Source organism: Ferrimonas gelatinilytica (assembly GCF_039544205.1).
In the GTDB taxonomy this organism is placed as follows: domain Bacteria; phylum Pseudomonadota; class Gammaproteobacteria; order Enterobacterales; family Shewanellaceae; genus Ferrimonas; species Ferrimonas gelatinilytica.
On sequence record NZ_BAABLF010000030.1, the window covers coordinates 83,063 to 103,086 of the forward strand.

The 20,024-nt window shown below is 59.4% G+C and carries 14 protein-coding genes; 7 read left to right on the top strand and 7 right to left on the bottom strand.

The window, feature by feature from the left end; all coding sequences use genetic code 11:
* Window position 1 precedes the first annotated feature (1 nt).
* Both nqrF and ABD997_RS14740 read left to right on the top strand, forming a co-directional pair.
* Complete coding sequence (gene nqrF, locus ABD997_RS14735) at window positions 2–1,222, top strand: NADH:ubiquinone reductase (Na(+)-transporting) subunit F (RefSeq protein ID WP_345317881.1); 1,221 nt, start codon at window positions 2–4, stop codon at window positions 1,220–1,222.
* A 412-nt stretch (window positions 1,223–1,634) separates the two neighbouring features.
* Window positions 1,635–2,288, top strand: a complete 654-nt coding sequence (locus ABD997_RS14740) for a glutathione S-transferase family protein (RefSeq protein WP_345317882.1) — start codon at window positions 1,635–1,637, stop codon at window positions 2,286–2,288.
* 287 nt (window positions 2,289–2,575) lie between these two features.
* On the opposite strand, the gene ABD997_RS14745 is transcribed toward ABD997_RS14740, so the two are convergent.
* The gene (locus ABD997_RS14745; RefSeq protein WP_345317883.1) at window positions 2,576–3,385 is read right to left on the bottom strand and encodes an alpha/beta fold hydrolase; all 810 of its coding nucleotides are present in this window, start codon (window positions 3,383–3,385) and stop codon (window positions 2,576–2,578) included.
* Between the two features lie 210 nt (window positions 3,386–3,595).
* On the opposite strand from ABD997_RS14745, the gene dbpA reads away from it, so the two are divergent.
* Window positions 3,596–4,993 carry an ATP-dependent RNA helicase DbpA gene (gene dbpA, locus ABD997_RS14750; protein ID WP_345317884.1) on the top strand — a complete coding sequence of 466 codons (1,398 nt, stop codon included), beginning with the start codon at window positions 3,596–3,598 and terminating at the stop codon, window positions 4,991–4,993.
* A gap of 188 nt (window positions 4,994–5,181) precedes the next feature.
* Complete coding sequence (locus ABD997_RS14755) at window positions 5,182–5,847, top strand: YoaK family protein (RefSeq protein ID WP_345317885.1); 666 nt, start codon at window positions 5,182–5,184, stop codon at window positions 5,845–5,847.
* A 9-nt stretch (window positions 5,848–5,856) separates the two neighbouring features.
* Here ABD997_RS14755 and ABD997_RS14760 read toward each other — a convergent pair whose 3' ends face one another.
* On the bottom strand, window positions 5,857–6,330 hold the full coding sequence (locus ABD997_RS14760; RefSeq protein WP_345317886.1) for a CreA family protein: 474 nt from the start codon (window positions 6,328–6,330) through the stop codon (window positions 5,857–5,859).
* A gap of 187 nt (window positions 6,331–6,517) precedes the next feature.
* Here ABD997_RS14760 and ABD997_RS14765 point away from each other — a divergent pair, with 187 nt between their 5' ends.
* The 3 genes from ABD997_RS14765 (at window position 6,518) to ABD997_RS14775 (ending at window position 9,131) form a co-directional block, all read left to right on the top strand.
* The gene (locus ABD997_RS14765) at window positions 6,518–7,912 is read left to right on the top strand and encodes an MBL fold metallo-hydrolase RNA specificity domain-containing protein (RefSeq protein ID WP_345317887.1); all 1,395 of its coding nucleotides are present in this window, start codon (window positions 6,518–6,520) and stop codon (window positions 7,910–7,912) included.
* A gap of 97 nt (window positions 7,913–8,009) precedes the next feature.
* Window positions 8,010–8,657 carry an MBL fold metallo-hydrolase gene (locus ABD997_RS14770; protein WP_345317888.1) on the top strand — a complete coding sequence of 216 codons (648 nt, stop codon included), beginning with the start codon at window positions 8,010–8,012 and terminating at the stop codon, window positions 8,655–8,657.
* Window positions 8,658–8,663: 6 nt separating this feature from the next.
* Window positions 8,664–9,131 carry a YtfJ family protein gene (locus ABD997_RS14775; protein ID WP_345317889.1) on the top strand — a complete coding sequence of 156 codons (468 nt, stop codon included), beginning with the start codon at window positions 8,664–8,666 and terminating at the stop codon, window positions 9,129–9,131.
* 197 nt (window positions 9,132–9,328) lie between these two features.
* Here the strand turns inward: ABD997_RS14775 and ABD997_RS14780 are convergent, their stop codons facing one another.
* The 5 genes from ABD997_RS14780 to ABD997_RS14800 all read right to left on the bottom strand — a co-directional run bounded on the left by ABD997_RS14780 (window position 9,329) and on the right by ABD997_RS14800 (window position 19,973).
* A complete protein-coding gene (locus ABD997_RS14780) occupies window positions 9,329–11,311 on the bottom strand; it encodes an MtrB/PioB family decaheme-associated outer membrane protein (RefSeq protein ID WP_345317890.1) in 1,983 nt (660 codons plus the stop codon).
* Window positions 11,312–11,324: 13 nt separating this feature from the next.
* A complete protein-coding gene (locus ABD997_RS14785) occupies window positions 11,325–12,260 on the bottom strand; it encodes a DmsE family decaheme c-type cytochrome (RefSeq protein ID WP_345317891.1) in 936 nt (311 codons plus the stop codon).
* 59 nt (window positions 12,261–12,319) lie between these two features.
* Entirely contained in the window at window positions 12,320–14,293 is a 1,974-nt protein-coding gene (locus ABD997_RS14790) for a multiheme c-type cytochrome (protein WP_345317892.1), read from the bottom strand.
* 293 nt (window positions 14,294–14,586) lie between these two features.
* Window positions 14,587–16,797: a multiheme c-type cytochrome gene (locus tag ABD997_RS14795; protein ID WP_345317893.1), complete on the bottom strand. Its 2,211-nt coding sequence runs from the start codon at window positions 16,795–16,797 to the stop codon at window positions 14,587–14,589.
* A 713-nt stretch (window positions 16,798–17,510) separates the two neighbouring features.
* On the bottom strand, window positions 17,511–19,973 hold the full coding sequence (locus tag ABD997_RS14800) for an OmcA/MtrC family decaheme c-type cytochrome (protein ID WP_345317894.1): 2,463 nt from the start codon (window positions 19,971–19,973) through the stop codon (window positions 17,511–17,513).
* Window positions 19,974–20,024: the final 51 nt, after the last annotated feature.

The following is a 20,024-nucleotide window of genomic DNA, read 5'->3' on the forward strand; positions in this document are numbered from 1 at the left end:
GATGGAAATCATTATCGGCGTAGGCATGTTTACCCTCATCGTCAGCCTGCTGGTGGCGGTGATCCTGGTGGCCAAGAGCCAGCTGGTGCCCAGCGGTAACGTCACTATTGCCATCAACGAAGATCCGGCCAAGGGGTTCACCACGTCGCCGGGCGATAAACTGCTCGGGGCCCTGGCGGGTCATGGCGTATTTATCTCCTCCGCCTGTGGTGGCGGTGGAACCTGTGGCCAGTGTCGCTGTAAGGTCCATGAAGGGGGCGGCGATATCCTGCCCACCGAGCTGGACCACATCAGCAAGAAGGAAGCCCGTGAGGGGGTCCGACTGGCCTGCCAGGTGGCCGTGAAGCAGGATATGAAGATCGAGCTGGACGAGGAGGTGTTCGGGGTTAAGAAGTGGGAGTGCGAGGTGATCTCCAACGACAACCAGGCCACCTTCATCAAGGAGCTCAAGTTGAGGATCCCGGAGGGGGAGGAGGTCCCCTTCAAGGCCGGCGGTTACATCCAGATCGAGGCGCCGCCCCATAAGGTGAACTACAGCGATTTCGACATTCCTGCCGAGTACCGGGATGACTGGGAGAATTTCGGCCTGTTCGATCTCAAGTCTGAGGTGAACGAGGAGATCATTCGTGCCTACTCCATGGCCAGCTACCCCGAGGAGAAGGGGATCATCATGCTCAACGTGCGGATCGCCACCCCGCCGCCGGGGATGAAGGTGCCACCGGGGCAGATGTCCTCCTACATCTTCAACCTCAAAGCCGGCGACAAGGTGATTATCTCCGGTCCCTTCGGTGAGTTCTTCGCCAAAGAGACCGATGCCGAGATGGTGTTTGTCGGAGGTGGGGCAGGGATGGCGCCGATGCGCAGTCACATCTTCGACCAGCTCAAGCGACTCAAGTCCAAGCGCACCATGAGCTTCTGGTATGGCGCGCGCTCCAAGCGGGAGATCTTCTACCAGGAGGATTTCGATGGCCTGGCGGCGGAAAACGAGAACTTCCAGTGGCATGTGGCGCTGTCTGATCCCCAGCCCGAGGACAACTGGGAGGGATACACCGGCTTTATCCATACGGTGTTGCTGGAGAAGTACCTGAAGAACCACAAGGCGCCGGAAGATTGCGAGTTCTACATGTGTGGGCCGCCGATGATGAATGCGGCGGTGATCAACATGCTCAAGGATCTCGGCGTCGAGGATGAGAACATCCTGTTGGATGACTTCGGTGGTTGAGTCGGGGCACCCCCCCTGATAATCAGTAACGCGGCCTTAGGGCCGCGTTACTGCGTTTGGGCCCCTTGCTGAAATAGCGGCGCGGTGACAGTCCGACATTGCAGCCGGAGGGGAAGCCGGTATATCCCGGCTTTGAGCCTAAATAGCGGTTCCAAACTGTGTTGCACGCCGACTGACTCGGAGATTGCTGGGCACGGTGGGGAACGGCGTTGTTAGGAACTCGGATCTAGGGCCTAATTCCTAAGAGCCGGAGGCTCTTGGACTTATAAAGACGTGGAGCAGATCTAGGATCGGCTATCTAGTGAAGGAAATCCGCTGGAGTGGACGACTATCCCGATATTCTTAATGGCTATTAAAAACCACATTAATATCTTATTTTATCTTCCTATCGCATGGATGCACTGGAATCATCATGACAATTGAATTTTGGCATGCCCATCAGACTCGATCGCTGCGGGCACTTTGGGCGATGGAGGAGATGGGGATAAAGTTCAAGCTCCATAATCTGCCCTTTCCTCCCCGCGTTCTCTCCAGGGATTACCTGGCCCTCAATCCGTTAGGCACGGTACCTTTCCTTCGGGATGGGGCGACGACTCTGACGGAGTCCAGCGCCATGTTGTTGTACCTGGCTGAAAAGTATGACCAACATGATTTCTCTGTCACGAGGGACCATCCGGAGTATGGACACTACCTCAACTGGCTGTTCCACAGTGATGCCACCCTGACCTTCCCCCTGACGGTTGTCCTGCGCTACTCGCAATTTGAAGCGGAGGCACGTCGCATTCCTCAAGCCGTTGACGATTATAAAATTTGGTTTTTGGCCAGGCTGAAGCGAGTGAATCAACGGTTGGAACATCATGATTACCTGGTGGCCGATAAGTTCACCATTGCCGATATTGCCGTGGGTTATGCCCTGTTCTTGGCCGAGCGATTGGGCTTGGACAGGGAGTTTAAACCGCAAACACGTGCCTATTTAGAAATGTTGAAGCAGCGTGACGCGTTCAAGCGGAGCGTGGATATTGGCAAGGAAGTTGCCGCTTACCAGATCCACCCTGTGGAGCCCTGAACCGTCACTGCGCTGACGCCCCTTTCATGCGCCGCGTCGGCCAAGCTAATCACTTGTTGCCAGGCATAGCGCCAAATAGCGGGGGATTGTGCAGGTGCCAGGCGCTGAATAAACCGTTAGCGGATGGCGATAAAGCGAAGCTGTACAGCAGGCGCACCAGAGTGTGAAGAGAGGGGATGAGACTTGTCGTTAAGCCAGAGGGGCGTTACCCGGGGGGCGACTTATCTGTGATCTCTATGGCCACTCTAGGGCGCGCGGCCGACTCACGGGGCTTGAGTGCGAGGCTCTCAGTCAGGACGGTGACGGCTGTGACGGCGAAGGAAATCCAGCGACAGGGTGTTGAAGGCTTCGGCTCGCTCGACGTTACAAACATGGCCGCAGTCCTCAATGACACTGAGTCGGGCCCGGCGATGTCGCTGGGTCAGCGCCTTGACCGGCTTCAGGAACATGTGGTCATTCTCCCCCATGATGTAGAGGGTCGGGATCGGCAACTCCCGTTCGTTGTAGAAACGCATCAGGGGATTCACTTCGCCGGCGAGCCGGAACCAGCGCTTGAACTCCTTCTGACACAGCTTCTTGGCCTCACGGATAAAGAGGTTGCGGGAGGGGGCCTGGGCCCGTTGGGGCATGATGATGCGGGCAAACAGGCGATAGAGCCACATATAGGGCAGGATATCCTTAAGCAGGTGGCCGGTTTTGATCATCAGTTGGGAGAGCTTGTTCATCCGGGTGACGGCGCCTCCCAGCACCATGGATTGCACCCGCTGCGGCTGTAACTGGGCCAGGGTACGGATGATGATGGTGCCTAGGGAGATCCCAACGAAGTGGGCGCGCCGGATCTGGAGATGGTCAAGCAAGTGCACCACATCCTCCGTGACCGACTTGAAGCTGTACCTCCCCTCCATCAACCCCTCGAACATGGTTTGGCTGTTGCCGTGTCCGCGAAGATCCAGCAGAAGCAGGTTGTACTTCTCCCGATAGGCCCTGAGCTGTTTAAACCATATATTGGCGCTGCCACCGGCGCCGTGCACCAGTACCACCCAATCTCGGGGATCGGCATGTTGGTAGGTCTTATGATGCAGCAGGGCCTGGGCCATCTTGGATCTCTTCCTGAGTTAGACAGGGACAGTGTAAGGATCCGCAGCCATCTCGCAACCGCTAAGTCGCTGACGAAAAACGGATACATTTTGTTTACGCAGAACAGCGCCAGAGGGACCAATCTGACCTGCGACGGCGCTCCGGGTTCACCGGCGGGAACTGTGCTAAACTCCGCGCCCTTGATGCGTACCTGAACCAGGAAACCTCCCTTGAGTGACACCGCCCCCCAAGCCTTCGCGACGCTGCCGCTGAAACCTGAACTGCTCTCCAACCTGGAGACTCTGGGTTACCACACCATGACGCCGATCCAGCAGGCGGCACTGCCGCCCATTCTCGCCGGTGAGGATGTGGTCGGCCAGGCGAAAACCGGCTCCGGCAAGACGGCGGCGTTCGGACTGGGGCTGCTCAATCGCCTCAGGGTGGGTCGCTTCTGCGTGCAGTCGCTGATCCTCTGTCCGACTCGGGAGCTGGCGGACCAGGTGGCCAACGAACTTCGCCGCCTGGGACGTGGGATCCCCAACGTCAAGGTGCTCACCCTGTGCGGCGGCACGCCGCTCGGCCCCCAGGCGGCATCACTGGAGCATGGTGCCCATATCCTGGTTGGTACCCCGGGACGGGTGCAGGACCACCTGAGCCGAAAAACCCTGGATCTCAATACCCTGGAGTTGCTCGTGCTGGATGAGGCGGATCGCATGCTGGAGATGGGTTTCCAGAGCGAGCTGGACTACATCGTGGCCCGCACGCCCGCTGAGCGTCAGACCCTGCTGTTCAGCGCCACCTACCCGGATGAGATCCAGCAGGTGGCTGAGAGCTTCATGCACCAGCCCCGGATGGTTCAGGCCGCTGCCACCAAGCTTTCCGCCGACATCCATCAATACTTTTTTGAAGTGGCGGACAATGAAGCGCGGACTCCGGCTTTGCAGCGTCTGCTGCTGCAGTACCAGCCGGGATCCTGCGTGGTGTTTTGCAACACCAAGAAAGAGGTGAACAGCGTCGCCCGGTCACTGCAGGACTTTGGTTTTAGCGTGCTTGCCCTGCACGGGGACCTGGATCAGCGGGATCGGGATCAAACCCTGATCCGTTTCGCCAACGGTAGCGCCTCGGTGCTGGTGGCCACCGATGTGGCGGCCCGGGGGCTGGATATCGAGGCGCTGGACGCGGTGGTGAACTATCACATCGCCCACGACAGTGAGGTTCATGTCCACCGGGTCGGGCGGACTGGGCGAGCTGGCAGTCAGGGCCTGGCGCTGTCGCTGTTCAGCACCAAGGAGGCGGCCAAGGTGACCCGGCTTGAGGATTACCTGGGTCTGAGAATCGAAAGCACGCCACTGCCCAACGAGTCGGTATTGCAGAATGCGCCGATGCGTCCGGAGCTGCTCACCCTGGAGATCGACGGCGGTAAGAAGCAGAAGCTGCGACCGGGGGATATCGTCGGTGCCCTGACCCGTGATGGCAACCTTAAAGGGGATCAACTGGGGAAGATTCAGATCACCGATCAGCGCGCCTACGTGGCAGTGAAGCGCAGCGTGGTGAACCGGGCGCTGAAGATCCTGGCGCATGGCAAGATCAAGGGCCGCCAGTTCCGTGCTCGCCTGATGCTGGACTGAGCGAACTGACCTTTCCGGGCGCGCTGTGATCGCGTTTGCTCCGTCGCGCGGGGCCGCGAAAAGGCGACCCGTTATCGGAACGTCGCCCAACTGATTGTCGTTAAACAGGGGTGACCGAGCATCAGAAATGCCCCCACGCGGGACTTTCGATGCTGGGGCTCGATTGGCCCTGTCTTGGAGCTGAAGTCGTGATCTCTAAGTTGCCGCGTTGGGTTGAAGCCGGCGCTTTTTCCCTGGCCCTGCTGGCCGGCACCGTGAACGCGGTCGGTCTGCTCGGAGTTGAGCATCAGTCTCTCTCCCATCTCTCCGGGATTGCCACTCAACTCGGCAGTGGCCTGGTGACCAAGGCGCCGGGACTCTGGCATCTTGGCGGCATTATTCTCAGCTTCCTGGTCGGCTCGGCCCTCTCCGGGTGGCTGATCGGTCAGAGCTCGCTGCGGCTGGGGCGTCACTATGACACCCTGTTGTGGCTGGAAGCGACGCTGCTGATGATGGCGGCGCTGCTGCTTACCCATGGCGGACTCGGGGGGCACTACTTCGCCTCCGCCGCCTGTGGACTGCAAAATGCCCTAGTTACCACCTACAGCGGCGCCATCGTTCGCACCACCCACGTGACTGGCGTGATTACCGATCTTGGCTTGATGCTGGGCGGGCGCCTGCGGGGGGGCGATTTTGATCGGCGCAAGTTCTGGCTGTTGATCCTGATTGTGGCCGGGTTTATCGGTGGCGGCTTCCTTGGGGCACTGCTGTTCGCACGCTGGCAATTCCTCGCCTTGATCGGCCCCGCACTGGCCTGTAGCGCTCTGGCGCTCAGTTACCGTATCTACCGTGCCACAAAGGGGCAGGGCGCTTAGGCGCTCGGTTCAGGGGCCGGTGTGGTAAGCATCGGTTCCCCAGAGAGCGACGGTGCTTAACGCGTGTTTGTGGCTGCCTTCACTCTCCTTGGTGGAATAGGAGAGATAAAGCAGGGTCTGGTTCTTTTCATCGAAAATTCTCCTTACTTTCAAAGATTTGAACAGGACGCTCTTGGATTGCTTGAACACCTGCTCCCCCCGCTCACTGCGATCGATGCGCTCAATGTCGGCGGCGTGGATGGGGCCGGTCTGTCGGCAGGCGATGCTGGAGTTGGAGGGATCCGCCAATGACAGGTTGGCCTCTACCGAGGCGATATGGCAGGTCACACCGGGAATGAGCGGGTCGGCGAAGTCGCGGATCACCAAGTCTTTCAGAGTGAACCAGCCGAGGCTCACTTTGCCGGTATCCTTGCCGCAGCCAGCGAGCAGCAATGCGGCGAACAGTAGCAGCGTTTGGGATAAGCGTGTCCGGGCAGGGTACATGGTGACCTCCTAAGGTGTGCCCCGTGGCGAGAGGGCGAAGAGTAGCGAAAGCCGATGGACGACGATAGGGGAAACCTGCCTCGTAGCCGTTCACGTTCAGGCTTGGTAAAACAACCTGGGGTAATTGGCCCCACAAAGGGTATGGCTTTGCCAAACTGTTAGGGAGCCACAGAATCTGGGAGCGCACATGATCCACCTTAACTGTCACGGGGCGGCCGGAGAGGTGACCGGATCCCGCCATCTGCTCGAGTTCGACGGTCAGTCACTGCTGCTCGATTGCGGCATGCACCAGGGGCGGGAGATCACGCAACGTCTGCGTCGCGATGCGTTTGCCTTTCGGCCCAAATCCTTAACCGCAGTGGTGCTTTCCCATGCCCACCTCGATCACTCCGGGGCCCTGCCACTGCTGCTGCGCAAGGGGTACAAGGGCCCCATCTATTGCACGGCCCCCACCATCAACCTGCTGGCAGTGATGCTAAAGGATGCCTGTAACCTTTATCTGAGAGATCTGGAGCGCCACAACCTGTGGCGACGGAGAAAGGGGCAGGCGGAGCAGGCACCCGTGTACGACATGGAGGATGTCCTTGCGGTGCTGGAGGCGTGTGTGCCCCTGGAGTATGGAAAGGCAACCGCCATCCTGCCCGGGGTGACGCTGACGCTGTTGGACGCCGGCCATATCCTGGGCGCGTCCATGGTGTACCTGGAGTTCGACGGCACGCAGGGGCATAAGCGGCTGCTGTTCTCCGGCGATCTCGGTAATGATGAGTCCCCACTGATGCGCGATCCCGCCCCGGTACCGGAGGCGGATGTGGTGATGATGGAGAGCACTTACGGCGACCGCAACCACCGCAGCTATACCGATACCCTGCTGGAGCTGGAGCAGGTGCTCAACGCGGCCAAGGGCAGCGTGGTGCTGATCCCTGCCTTCGCCGTGGGGCGTACCCAGGAGCTGCTGTTTCAAATGGGCCGGTTCTACCACCAGGGCAAGCTGGCAAACTGGCATGTGGTGCTCGACAGCCCCATGGCGATCGAGGTGACGCAGATCTACGACCAGTGGCTGGAGCTGTTGGACCCGGCGGACAGGGCGGAGCTGGGGGCTGAGCAGAGCCTGACCCTGGAGCAGTTTCTGCCCAACCTGCACCTGACCGAAAATGCCCAGGACTCCATGGCGCTGAACGCCATCCGCTCCGGCCTTATCATCATCGCCGGCAGCGGGATGTGTAACGGCGGTCGCATTGTGCACCACTTTAAGCACCGTATCTGGCAGGAGAATACCCAAGTCCTCTTCATCGGCTTCCAGGCTCGGGGCACACTCGGGCGGTCGCTGGTGGAGGGTGAGAAGAAGATCAAACTGTTCGGCCAGCAATTTGCGGTCCGGGCGGGGATCCACACCCTGGGTGGCTTCTCCGCCCACGCGGATCAGCGCCAGCTGATGGCCTGGCTAGCGGCGGTTCCGGGTCGGCCCCGGGTTATCCTGGTGCATGGTGAGCCTGAAGCCCAAGCGACACTGGCGGAGAAGATCCGCAAGGATCTTAAACTGGGTGTCGAGGTACCGGTTCGAGGGGACCACTTAACCCTGTAAGCGGGTAGTCACACCGGTACAGTCACTGCCGCCTGAGTCGTGTTCCCGCGGTGGGATTTTGCTATCCTGCTGGCACGAATTTCCACTGGGCAGCAAGATGAAACATCAAATCGTTTCCGTTACCCCATTTCAGCAGAACTGTTCGCTGGTATGGTGTGAGCAAACCAACAAGGCCGCAGTGATCGACCCCGGCGGCGACATCGACAGGATCCTCGAAGCGGCGCAACAACAGGGTGTGACCATCGATCAGATCTGGCTTACCCATGGCCACATCGATCATGTGGGTGGCGCCACCGCACTGGCGGAGCAGACCGGCGTGGCGATCATTGGGCCGCACAAAGCGGACAATTTCTGGCTTGATTCCCTGGGTAACCAGTCGCAGATGTTCGGTTTCCCGATGCTGGCCAGTTTCACCCCGACCCGTTTCCTGGAGGAGGGAGACGTGCTGACCCTCGGTGAGGAGCAACTGGAGGTGCTGCATACCCCGGGTCATACGCCGGGCCACATCGTCCTGTTCCACCGGGGTGAGAAGCTGGCGTTCGTTGGTGATGTGCTCTTCCACGGCTCCATCGGCCGTACCGATTTCCCCCTCTCCAATCACGAAGATTTAATCCACTCCATTACCCAGAAGCTCTGGCCCCTGGGTGATGAGGTCGCCTTTGTGCCCGGACACGGCCCCGGTGCCACCTTTGGCGATGAACGTCGCTCCAACCCCTTTGTCGCAGACGCCGTACTGCAAGGTTAACGAACAATGAAAAAACAGATCTGTGCCCTGGCGATGCTGCTGGGCCCCTTGATGGCCCCCGCTTCGGCACTGGAATTGGGGCAGCCGCTGCCCTACCTGACCCTGGATGATCAGCATGGTGAGGCCCATACCGTGAGCGCCGAGCTGAACGCCCTGGTGTTCACCCGTGACAAGGCGGCGTCCGATGTCGCAACGGAAGCCTTGACGGGGGTGACGCCGGAGCAGTTGGCAGAGTCGGGCATCGTTTATGTGGCGGACATTAGCGCCATGCCGGCGATCATCACCAAGATGTTCGCCATGCCCAAGATGCGTAAGCAAAGCTTCCTGACCCTGCTGGACAACCAGGGGGCTGCGACCGCCAACTTCCCCGCCGAAGAGGGCAAGGTCAGCGTCATGCGCTTCGAAGCCGGTCAGTTTCAGGGCGTAGAGTACCTTGAGGACGGTGACGCGTTGCGGACCCGGCTGGGGCTCTAACCGGGCCTGCTACCTTGTTGGGAAAAAACGCCGAGCCTCGCTCGGCGTTTTTGCATTTATGGCCATTCATGACAAAGGAATCGAGCCGCACCGCTCCCGGCTGTGAGTCAGTACCTGCTCTGAACGGGCGGGGGAGGGAGTAGAGATAAAAAAACGCCCCGCTCAAAGAAACGGGGCGTTTTGATTTTAAGCAACGCTTACAGGCTGTAGCTGAAGGAGAGCATCATCATGTGCGCGTTGTAGTTGTGGTTGAGGTTACCCAGAGTGTAGAGCTTGACGGCGTCATTGCCAATATTGCCGATGTTGGCAAAGTCGCTGTCCTGGTAACGCTCGTAACGGTAATCCAGGCGCAGGCCGATCCGCTCGGTCACCGCGTAGTCACCGTAGAAGTTTACGCTGTGGCTGGTGGCAAAGTAATCACCGTATTCACCGGGGGTCACCACGGTGACGGTGGTCTCGCTTTCGGAGTCGGCGTAGAGGTAATCCAGACCCAGGGTCAGCTTGTCGTTCACCAGGCCACCGTAGGCCATGCCGGCACCCGCATTCAGGAAGCTGTCTTCGATCTGATCGAAGCTGCTGCCGGTGCTGAAGCGGTTGTTCTGCTCGGACTCAATCCACTGCTGACCAACGAAAGCGTGCAGGTTCAGATTGTCCGTCGCGCCCCAGTTCAGGTTCACATCGTAACCGTAGTCGTCGGCGTTGAGCAGGCCCACCAGGGTATCGCTGTAATCATCGTTGGCGTAGCGCAGGGTAGCATCGATGGCCAGACTGCTGAGCGGGGTGTAACCGATCTTCAGCTGGGCCTCGACGCGATCCCGATCCGCCAGGTTGTAGCGACGCAGCAGGGCGTTCTCCTCCTCGGAGGTGGCGCGGGCCGCCTCGAACTTGGAGCCGTCCCGGCTGCTATAGCCAGCCTTGAGGCCGAAGTCCCAATTGTCCAGGCTGGTGACGCGCAAGCGACCCCAGACACCCTGGTCTTCGGTGGTCTCCCGCTCCAGATCACTGCGCTCGACCTGCTTGTAGTCGTAGCCAGCGTCGAAGCGGTAACCCTGGGCGATGCGGTAGCTGGCTCCGATCTTGGCCGTATGACGAGTGCTGTCATAGCGGGCACGCTCAGAGATGTCGCCGGAGAGTGCGTCCACGGTGACGGTGTTACCGCCCAGAACCGAGGAGTTGTTGTCCCGATCGCTGTAGTCGTAGCTGGCGGTCAGGCGCAGCCCCCGGGTGGCTGTGGAGGCGATGCGGAAGTTGGCATCGGTGGTTTCCACCTCACCATCCAGTCCGTTGATGCCGCCGATCTGCACCTGGTTGTTGTTCTGGCTCATCTTGCCGCTGACGATGCGCCCGGCAAAGTGGGTCCGATCCAGCGCGTACTGGCCATTGGCCATGATGTGGTAGGACTCGTTGCTCGGGGCGTTGCTCATAGCCGCCTGATGGAAGCCAAAGTCGAACTGGTTCGGCAGGTTGTTATCGTACTGGGACGCGATGTAGGCGACGCCCGCGTGCCAACGTTGGCCGGTAAGCTTGGCCCCCGCTTCCCAACGATCCGTGGTGCTGTCGATGGGCGCAGCCAGGTTCACACCGCCACCGGAGTAGATGGAGGCGCGGCGGTTACCGGTTTTGTCTTCCCGCTGGAAGTTGGTGTAAGCGGTCCAGAAGTCCCCGCCCAGATCCAGGGCGAAGCCGTACTTCTCCCGCTTCACTTTCAGGTCGTGCTCGACATCGCTGCCGGTATCGACGAAGCGATCCCCCTCCAGAGCGAAGGGGCTCAGCGCACCATCCACATCCCAGTGAGTCTGGGTGCCGTAATTGAAGGCGAGATTAACCCAGTCCGCTTTGCCGCCGGAGAGGGTCAAAGAGCCGTTGTCACTGCCCAGCCGGTTGGCTTTCATGTCAGCGCGGTAGCCTTTGTCGCCACGGTAGCGAACGTCGGCATTGACCGCACCGGCAAAACCGTCGGTGTCACCCAGACGGTTGGCGGCGTGGTTGTCCTCGGCCTCAACGGCACCGACAGAAACGCCCACCTTGCCGCTGTAGCCGTTCACCGGCTCGCAGCGTTTACAGGCCCAGCGGGAGGTGTCGACACTTTCCAGGTTGGCTTGCGCCAGCCCGTAGTTGGCCATGGCCGCGCCGGAGAAGCTCGCCAGCGCCAGGGTGATAAGATTCAAACGTGTTTTCATCGATGTCCCTTCCTTAGCGCATCAGCTTGCTGCCATCGGCGTGGTTGGAACCATGCACCTGGTTGTGGCAGTTGAGGCAGCTTTGGCCGCCGGTGTGGATGGAGGTGCCATCGCGATCGGCGTTGTGGCCCTGGTGACATTCCAGGCACAGCTGCGGGGCGCGGCGATCCAGCATCCCTTCGTTGACGCTACCGTGCGGGTTGTGACAGCTGGCGCAGTTTTCCGTGACCGGCTGGTGCTCCCACAGGTAGGGGCCGCGTTTTTCGGCGTGACAGCTGTAGCAGGTGTCGTTGATGCTGAAACCGGTCAGGTCGGCTTCAGACATGGTGCCGTGGGGGTTGTGGCAGGAGCTGCAGGTCATCTCGCCCCACTGCATCGGATGGTGAGAACGTTTGTTCATGTCCATCTTCTGCTGGGTGTGGCAGCTGGTGCAGGTTTCCACTTCGGTGGTCTTGTCCAGGATAGGATCCTGGGCGACGTGCACCTGGTGACAGTCGGCACAGGCCACCTCTTCCAGGTTGTGGGTCGCGTTGTGCCAGGCCATCCGCTCCTCGTCCTGGTGGCAGGATAGACAGACGCTGTTCTGCTTTTCCGCGGACAGAGGGGTGTCACCCCCGAAGGTGATCATCGGTTCGTTCTTGTTACGGTGGTTGCCCTGCGGCCCGTGACAGGCTTCGCACTGCAGGCCGGCCATGGGGCTCTTGGACTGGTCCATACGGCCATGCACGCCGTCGAACAGTTCCATCACCTTATCGCTGCGGCGGTGACACATCAGGCAGCCATCGGCGCCCTGCTTGGAGTAGTTGCCTTCGGCAAATTTGGCGTCCAGCGCCGCTTCGTACTCCGCCTGGGGCATGGCGTGCCAGGTGGTCGCTTGAGCACCGGCGGTCAGCCCGAGGGCCAACAGGGTACTGCCAAGCAGGCTCGCCATCATCGTTTTCATACGCATAGTAATGCCTTATCTCTTCTTTGCTCTCGACGGGAGGGCCGAAGCCCTCCCGAGCGGGTTTAGAACTGCATCGCCTGGGCCGCGCCCTTGTTGAAGGTCACGGTGTGATCTTCCAGGGTCGGAGCGTGGCAGTAGAAGCAAGACTCGGTCTGGGCAGCGGCATCGGCTTCAACACGGTCACCGTTGATGACGGCACCGGCCCAGTCAACCATATGGTCTTCCAGGGTGATGCCACCGATGTCCTTGTCCAGCTCGCTGTGACAGGCGATACAGGTGGCCGCACGCGGGGTGCTGTAGAGCGCGCCAGTGTCGCCGGCGCCGGTGTTCAGTGCACCCTTCACCTTGAAAGAGTCCAGTTCAAAACCGGTGTGGCACTGGGCACAGTCGGAGATGATCCCCTCGCCGCCGTGGCGGACGTGCAGTTTCATCTCGATGGCCCCCTTGGTGGTCGGCGCGTAGGTGCCTTCCGGGGTGTGGCAGGAGGCACAGTCGCCCACTTTCACGTTGTCATTGAGCACGAAACCGGTGTGGTGGCTGCCGTTGTGCAGCTGGAAGCTGTCGGTGTGGCAGCCCAGGCAGTTGGCGTTGTCCAGGGTAGAGTGGCGCTGGGCAATCTCGTTACCTTCGGTGGCGACAAAGGCGGTGAACGCTTTGAGGGCCACTTTATCGGCGTCGTCGCTGCAGGCAACCAGCTCACCCATGTTGCCACAGACGCGCATCCCAACCAGGGTAAAGGCGGTGGCGGCGTCACCCTCACCGAAGGGAAGGACCTTGGTGGTGTGGGTCAGCTTACCGTCGACGATGGCCGCCGGGATCGCGTCACCAGTCAGGGCGGCAGAGTCTTTGCCGTAGTAGCCCAGTTGCGGGAAGTTCGGCCCAATATTGGAGACAAATTCCGCCATGTCGATGCTGTTGGCGATCTCGCCGGCGTCGATGGCGTTGCCTTTGTTGGCGAAGCTGACGGCCACGGTGACGCTGTTGTCTTCGTTGATGGTCGACTCGGCGCTGAAGGTGACGTCGTCGATGATCATGCTGATGGCATCGAAGTCTTTCATGTGGGCGTCGTAGGTGCCGATCACCACACCGGTGCCTTCGGCGGTGTGACAGGAAGCACACTGGCTGTTGTCACCCTGCTGCTTCATGTGGGCAGTGGGGATCGGGAAGCGGCGGCCGCTGCTGTCATCGATGCCATCGTTGTGGCAGACGGCGCAGCTTTCCACGGTGGGGACATTCATCCAGTTGCCCCACTCACCGAAGCCTTCCAGGTCTACGTGACAGGTGGAGCAGTCTTTGAAGGCCGGATCGAAGCCGGACATTACGTGCTTATCGTGCACGATCAGGGTCAGGTCGCGACTCTGGGTACCCGCATCGTCGTGACACATGGTGCAGGTCTGGTAGTCGTTGCCGCGGTCAAAGCGGTCGGAGCCGTCGCCGCGGTTGGTTTTGTGATAAACAGCGACATCGTCACTATGGCAGGCAACACAGGCTTCGCCATCAACGGTGTTGTGTGAGTAGCGGGCTTCGGAACCATCGGCGGCGAAGGTGGCGAAGGCCTCGGTGTAAGGCACCGTGGTTTTGCCATCAATCAAAGTACCTGGGTCGACAATCAGGCCGACCTTCTGGGTCAGAGCGTCGTTGACGTTGTCGCGGTTTTCGAAGGTGATCTGGTAGTAGCCGTTCTTCTCGTCGACGATCTCGTTTTGAGATTTGTTCAGGCTTTCCCAGCCTGCACGCTCACCGACACCACGCTCACCCACAGGGTGCAGCTGAGTACGGCGGGCAGTGAAGCCCTGGAGGCCAACGACGGACTCATCGTTTTCGTTGGTGGCCAGCACAGTGATGGTGGTGTTGGCGCCATGGTTGGCGACATCCACGACGTCCAGGTTGAGGGTATTGATCACCTCGGCGGGTTCACCGCCGGGGCGGCCCGGTTCGCCGGGCTTGCCATCATTACCGTCGTCACAGCCCGCCAGGCCGGTGGCCAGGACAGCTGCGATGGCGCTGAGGCGCCAGAGTTGTTTTTGGTTTGTCATCATCTATTCCCTGCAAAAGAATATGGGGCACGTTGTTATGCCGGACCTGTTGTGTTGTCCTCTGCCGGTAAAGTCAGGCAAGGGATCTGGTCAATGGGTTTTATAACAATTTCACACGAGTTAAACCGTGACTTGAGTCAGTGATTTATTGAGCTTTTTCAATGCTGTCACTGCTTTTTGATCTGGCTCCTTGGTGGCTGAAAAAAACTCACGCCGGACGCGAAGATTTGTGACCTGGCACGCAAATAAAAAGCGGCCCGAAGGCCGCTTTTACATTATTCAGACAGGAACAATTAGAAGCTGTGCTTCTGTTTGATGTAGTCGGCGTTGTGACAGGTCGCACAGGACTCACTGGCCAACGTTGCGTCATCGTAACTGCCGGCGACTACGCCACCCATGCTTTCGATGTGCGCTTTAGCAGAGTCGGCGCCATTGCCCAGATCGTAAGAGTCGGATACGTGGCAGGAGGCACAAACACCGGCGTGCGGGCTGCTCCAGGTGTCGTCCTTACGGTTCCAGCGCAGCGGAGTGTTACGAGCGTCAGCCAGAGTATAGCTGTCATTGTGACAGGCCTGGCAGTCGGCAGAGCTCAGCAGCTGTTGTACGTCGTCACGGCCGTGGGCCTTGCCGAAGGTGCCATGGACACGAACTGCCAGGCTGTTGTAATCGCCGGCCTCGTGACACTGGGCACAAGTGGCCAGGTCCGCATTGCGGTAGTGGTCACCTTTGTATCGAACCACCATGTCGTCGGAGTGACAGGCTTGGCAGTTTTCCATGTTGGCGGCGCTCTGGCGAGCGGTGCCTTCAGTGCCATCCAGGTTGAAGTACTGAGTTGATGCGGCGTTTTGGCTCACTACGCCACCACAGGTGCGTTCGCCGTCCAACTCGACCAGTTCGCTCAGCTCGCTGCTCTTGTTGCTGTAGCAGGCCTTGATGGAGGCGGTAACGGCGATGCTGGCACCGTTTTCGATGGCCGCGGTCAGGGCGGCATCGGTGACGGTCGCGGTGATGGTGCCATCGGTGTTCCAGGTGCGGGTCACGTCAGGACGGTACACCAGGAAGCCTTTCGGATGGGTCGGATCGATGGCGTTGACGAACAGGCTATTGCTGGTGACGTAGCGGTCATCAACCTGAACTTCACCCTGGCTCAGAGCCACGTTGAAGCTCAGCACGCCTTCGTTCAGGGCGAAGTCGCTGTAAGCCACCTCGATCAGCTTAGCTGCATCGTAGGCACGTTCACGGCTGTCGGTGTCATGGCCGGCAAAGTGGCGCAGTGCCCCACCGCGGTTGTTTCGATCAGGGTTGCCATAAGAGGGATCAGTATTGTGGCAACCAACGCAACCATAGTATTCATCGCCGACATGGTAGTCACCGTAATGGTAGTCACCGTGACAGTTTTGACAGCTGTTGGCATCAATGTCTGCGAACCAGTCCAGCGCGTGATGGGTCACCCCGGCCGGCAGGTTCTCAACATCGGTGGTGTAGTCTACGTGGCAGGCGTGACAGTTGGAGGCCTCTTGCGGATAGACCCCGTCTTCCTTGTTGAACTTGTGGAAGAATGCCGGGTTCGCGCCCTCTTTAGCGATAGTGGACTCAAATTTGGCCCATGCACGGCGGTCTGCGTGGGTCGCGCCAGTGTGGATCGCGTGTACCAGACCTTTGATGGAGCCGTTGTAGGTGAATTCTACTGCTTCTCCACCTTCCATCTGGCCAGTGCCGGCGTAGAGGGTGTAATCGGTGTGGCAGAAGGCACAACCATCGGCTGTGTTACCGTAGTTGCCATGGCGAATGTGCTCTTGATCGACGTGACAGCTGGTGCAGGTCTCACCAGCAATAACCACTTTCGGAGAAGGAACACCTTGCTGGTCGGTGGCCGGCTGCCAGTAGTAGGCTTCTACCGCTTTATTCGGCTGGTTGCCAGCGGCGTAGACCATCAGGTACAGCCCGTTAACGGCGTCGGCGTCGTAACCGTAAGGCTGATTTTGCACATTGATGATGTTTTCCGCAGTCAAGCGGTAGCGGCCGTCACCCAGGTACTCCAGGCACTGGCTCTCTTCCGGGCAATCGCGATTGGTGCGGAAGTTGTTGGTGCCTGCAACGAGGTCGCCCTTCATCTTGTTGGTGTAGGACAACCAGATCTCGCGATCCAGCTCTTGCTTGAAGATCTCCTCTGCCAGATCTTCTTGCAGTTCTCCCACGGTACCCATACGGCCGAAGGAAACCCGGATATGGCCACCGTGTGCCTCTTCGTTTTCCAGGCCATATACAGACACGCCACGCTTGTCGGTGACATCGAATTCGATAACCAGTGCGTCATTTTCGAAAGAGGCGTTGGTTACTTGAGTCTTGATACCCGTTGCATCGGTAATATTGATGCCGATCGGACCTGGTTCGCCGGGCTTACCGGGCTCACCGTCTTTGCCATCGCTGCCGCAACCGGCCAGGATGGCGGAAATGGCGGCCGCGGAGGCCAGCGCTTTCCAGTTTTTGTAGTTCTTGGTCATCTCTTTTCCCTGCAATTTGAAAAGATTTTTTAGGAACCCATTGAAGTCAGTGGGTTGGCACCGATTTTATGTAACCGTCGGGCACGACAACGTGATCCTGTTAACGCTTGCCCTTTGTGCACTTTGTTGTTTTGTTGTTACTCATCAATGGGCGGTTGCGGATTTGACGCCCGTTCTGGACAAAATGACTGATTAGACAGTGCACAGTGAGCGGGTCTTGCGAGGTTATGCTCAGGCTTTAGTTCGCTGGATCTCAAAAATTCCCAAAAATGTTACTTTTTTGCTCAAAAACAATTTCTTAAATGTTGGCTTGTGAGCTTTTGAGCAGAGTCACAAAATCGAAAGATTGTTGAGAACATCTTGAAACCCTGTCGAAAATTGAATCGGCCAACCAGGCGCCAGATGATCGTGCTGGTCTGAATTTATCGAGGCTGTTTGGGTATTCACAGGATGCCACAGGGCGTTCCTCCAGAGCCTTCCTGTGAGAGGTCCGTTTTAAATGCCCGTCAGGGCAGGCGTGGAATGAAACGGGGAGAGGTAATGCACTCTTCTGGCCATCAATTGAGCGATCCAGAAACCGGACATGACGCTTGAACACTGCTCGGGGGAAGCTACACCAGGCGTGGTATCTTGATCCCGTTTAACGCGTCTGAGCTTTCGCTAAAGAAAAAAGTAGGGGCCCCACTTGGGGCCCCTGTTCATGAACGCGGATGTTACTGGAGTCCGTGCACGGCGTCGTAACCCAGACTCTTGCCTGCGCTGTGGCAAACGGCGCAGGATTCATTGTTTCCTTCCGCCTCGTACTGACCCCTTGTGCCACCATAGACGCCGCCATTGCCGCGGAAGTGTGCCACGGCAGCCGGATTGGCGTCCTCGGTGACAGCGTGACAGGCAGCACAGGCCGCGACGGTGGGGGAGTACTCGATCAAGGCACCGGCCCCATCGCTGGCCAGGAAGGCCGGAACGGCGGTGAGGGCACCCAGATCGAGCTGTCCAGCTTCGTGGCAGGTGACGCAATTGGCCGGGCTGTTGGGATAGGTTATTGCCAGATCCGTGGTGCGGCGCTCGGAGCGTGTGCCCGCGTGGATCTGGTGAATCATCACCTTGAAGTCAAAGCCCCGTTCGAACGGCTTATTGGCGTGGGCCGAGCCCTCCGGGTTGTGGCAATTGACACAGCTGCCGTCGGTCAAGGTAACCGCGGTATTCGGTGTCCCTGCGTGGCAGGCACCGCAGGCACTGTTGGGTGGGTAAGTTTCATCCCCTCGGGTGCCCAGGTGTGCGCTGGAAAAGTCCGGCTGCTGGGCGTGACAGCTGACACAGCCCATCTCCATTGCCGCGACGCGGCGCATCACCACATCCGTTCCATCCGCGGAGAAGCTGGCCTGATTGCCGGCGACGATCGCTTTGGTGACTCGAACCTCGGTGCTGTCGCAGTCGACCGGCTGCAGAGACTCTGGGTCGATGCTGGCCACCGTGGAATCAGCGCAGACGAACAGCTTGCCGTACATAAAGCCCTCACCGGTAGTGGCCAGCAGGTCGTGCTCGACAGGGTCGATGCCGGTTACCGTGTAGGTGACCCCCGCTTCACCCACGACAGAGGTCACGGGGCTGCCTTCAGTGTTGGCGGTCGCCAGATCGAAGGCGATGCGGGAGCGGTTGCGACCGAAGTTGGCGCTGCCGGTCGTGGCCCGTGCATTGCCCAGGCTGTACTCAGTACCGTTGAAGGCCGCCGCGGAGACCCAGAAGGCGCTCACATTGGGGTCGGATTCCGGTGCGGTGCCGGTGGTCCAACTCAAGGTAAAGCTCAGGGTGCCGGCGACGGCATCGTAGGTGCCGTTACTGAGGGTGTAAGCATAAGCTTCCCGTGCATTGGCCGTGGCGTTGGTACGGGCAAGGTGGAAGATGGAGGAACCGGCGTCGTTGGCTTCGCCGTTGTACTCATCACCCGCGTGACAAGCACCGCAGTTGCCTTCTGCAAAGGGAGGGAAGCTCGGGCGATGGAATAGGTCTCTGGCGGTTCCTGCCCAATCCTCGGGGGCAAACTTCTCGTGGCAGCTCAGGCAGGCTTCCTGGCGATGGTAGTGCCAGTTCTCGGCCTGCAGGGGGGCGCCTTCTTCGCCGTCGAGGTGGCAGACTTTGCAGTCGTTGCCGTTGGCGGGGAAGGTGAGCTCACGGAAATCCTGGGGATTACCACCAAAGCCGATCATAAAGTACTCGGCCTTGTGGATCTGGTGCAGCATGGAACCAAAGTCGATGGTGGCACCGGTTTCCGGATCGCCGGAGTATGTGGTATGGCAAACGCTGCAGTTCTCAATTTCGAAGCGGGCTCCGCCGTGAAGGATCAGCGGGTGCGCACTGGCATTGTCGTAATCATTGCTGTGGCAACGCAGGCAGGATTGCTCCAACACCACCAGGTTGCGGGTCTCCTCCGGTGAGGCAGCCATGCCGGTGGCAGGCACAAAATCGTAGAAGGTGTTCACCAACGCCTCTTTCACATCACCGCGGACGCGGCGAAGCTCCATGGTGACCCTGTGTGTCAGGTCCGGGTTGTAGCTGGTGTCCAGCCCCTCAATGGCACTGTACTCCTCCAGTGGCATGGAGAAGGTGTAACGGTAGGTACCGTTACCGGTGGCTTCAACACAGTCGCTGCCACAACCGGTTTCAATGCCTGCCTGGATCTGGGTGCCCTTGTTGTCATCCCAACCCTCGGGCGGGACAACCTCACCGAGGTTAACTGTACCGGGTTCTACCAGGCGGTTGATGTAGCTGGTCCACTGCAGGGCTTTGGTGCCTTTCTGTGCGCTGACATCGTCATCCTCGGCAGGATCGGCTCCATCTCCAGGGAGTGGACGTGCCCGCTTCTGCAGGCTGGTCAGCTTGGCGATCCCCATGCCGATGCGATCTACAGAATCCGGTTGTTCCAGCCCGGTGATCGCAACGCCGTTGGCGTTGGTGAGAGTGAAGTCGACCGCGACCGTACCGGCCTCATCGATGCTGACCTCGGTGATGGTGGCGTTAAGCGACTTGGCATCATTGATGCCGATGTTCACCTCCCCTGGGGGGCCAGCCGGGCCATCGGCGCCGTCGTCGCCATCACTGCAGGCGACCAAAGCGAAGGAGGCAATCCCTGCCAGGAGCAGGGAGCGCCATGGTGAAAGTTGTGTGAGAGTCTTCATGGGACCGTCCTGCTGTTGTGAGTATGTTGCATTGGGCAAAGAAGTGTTCAT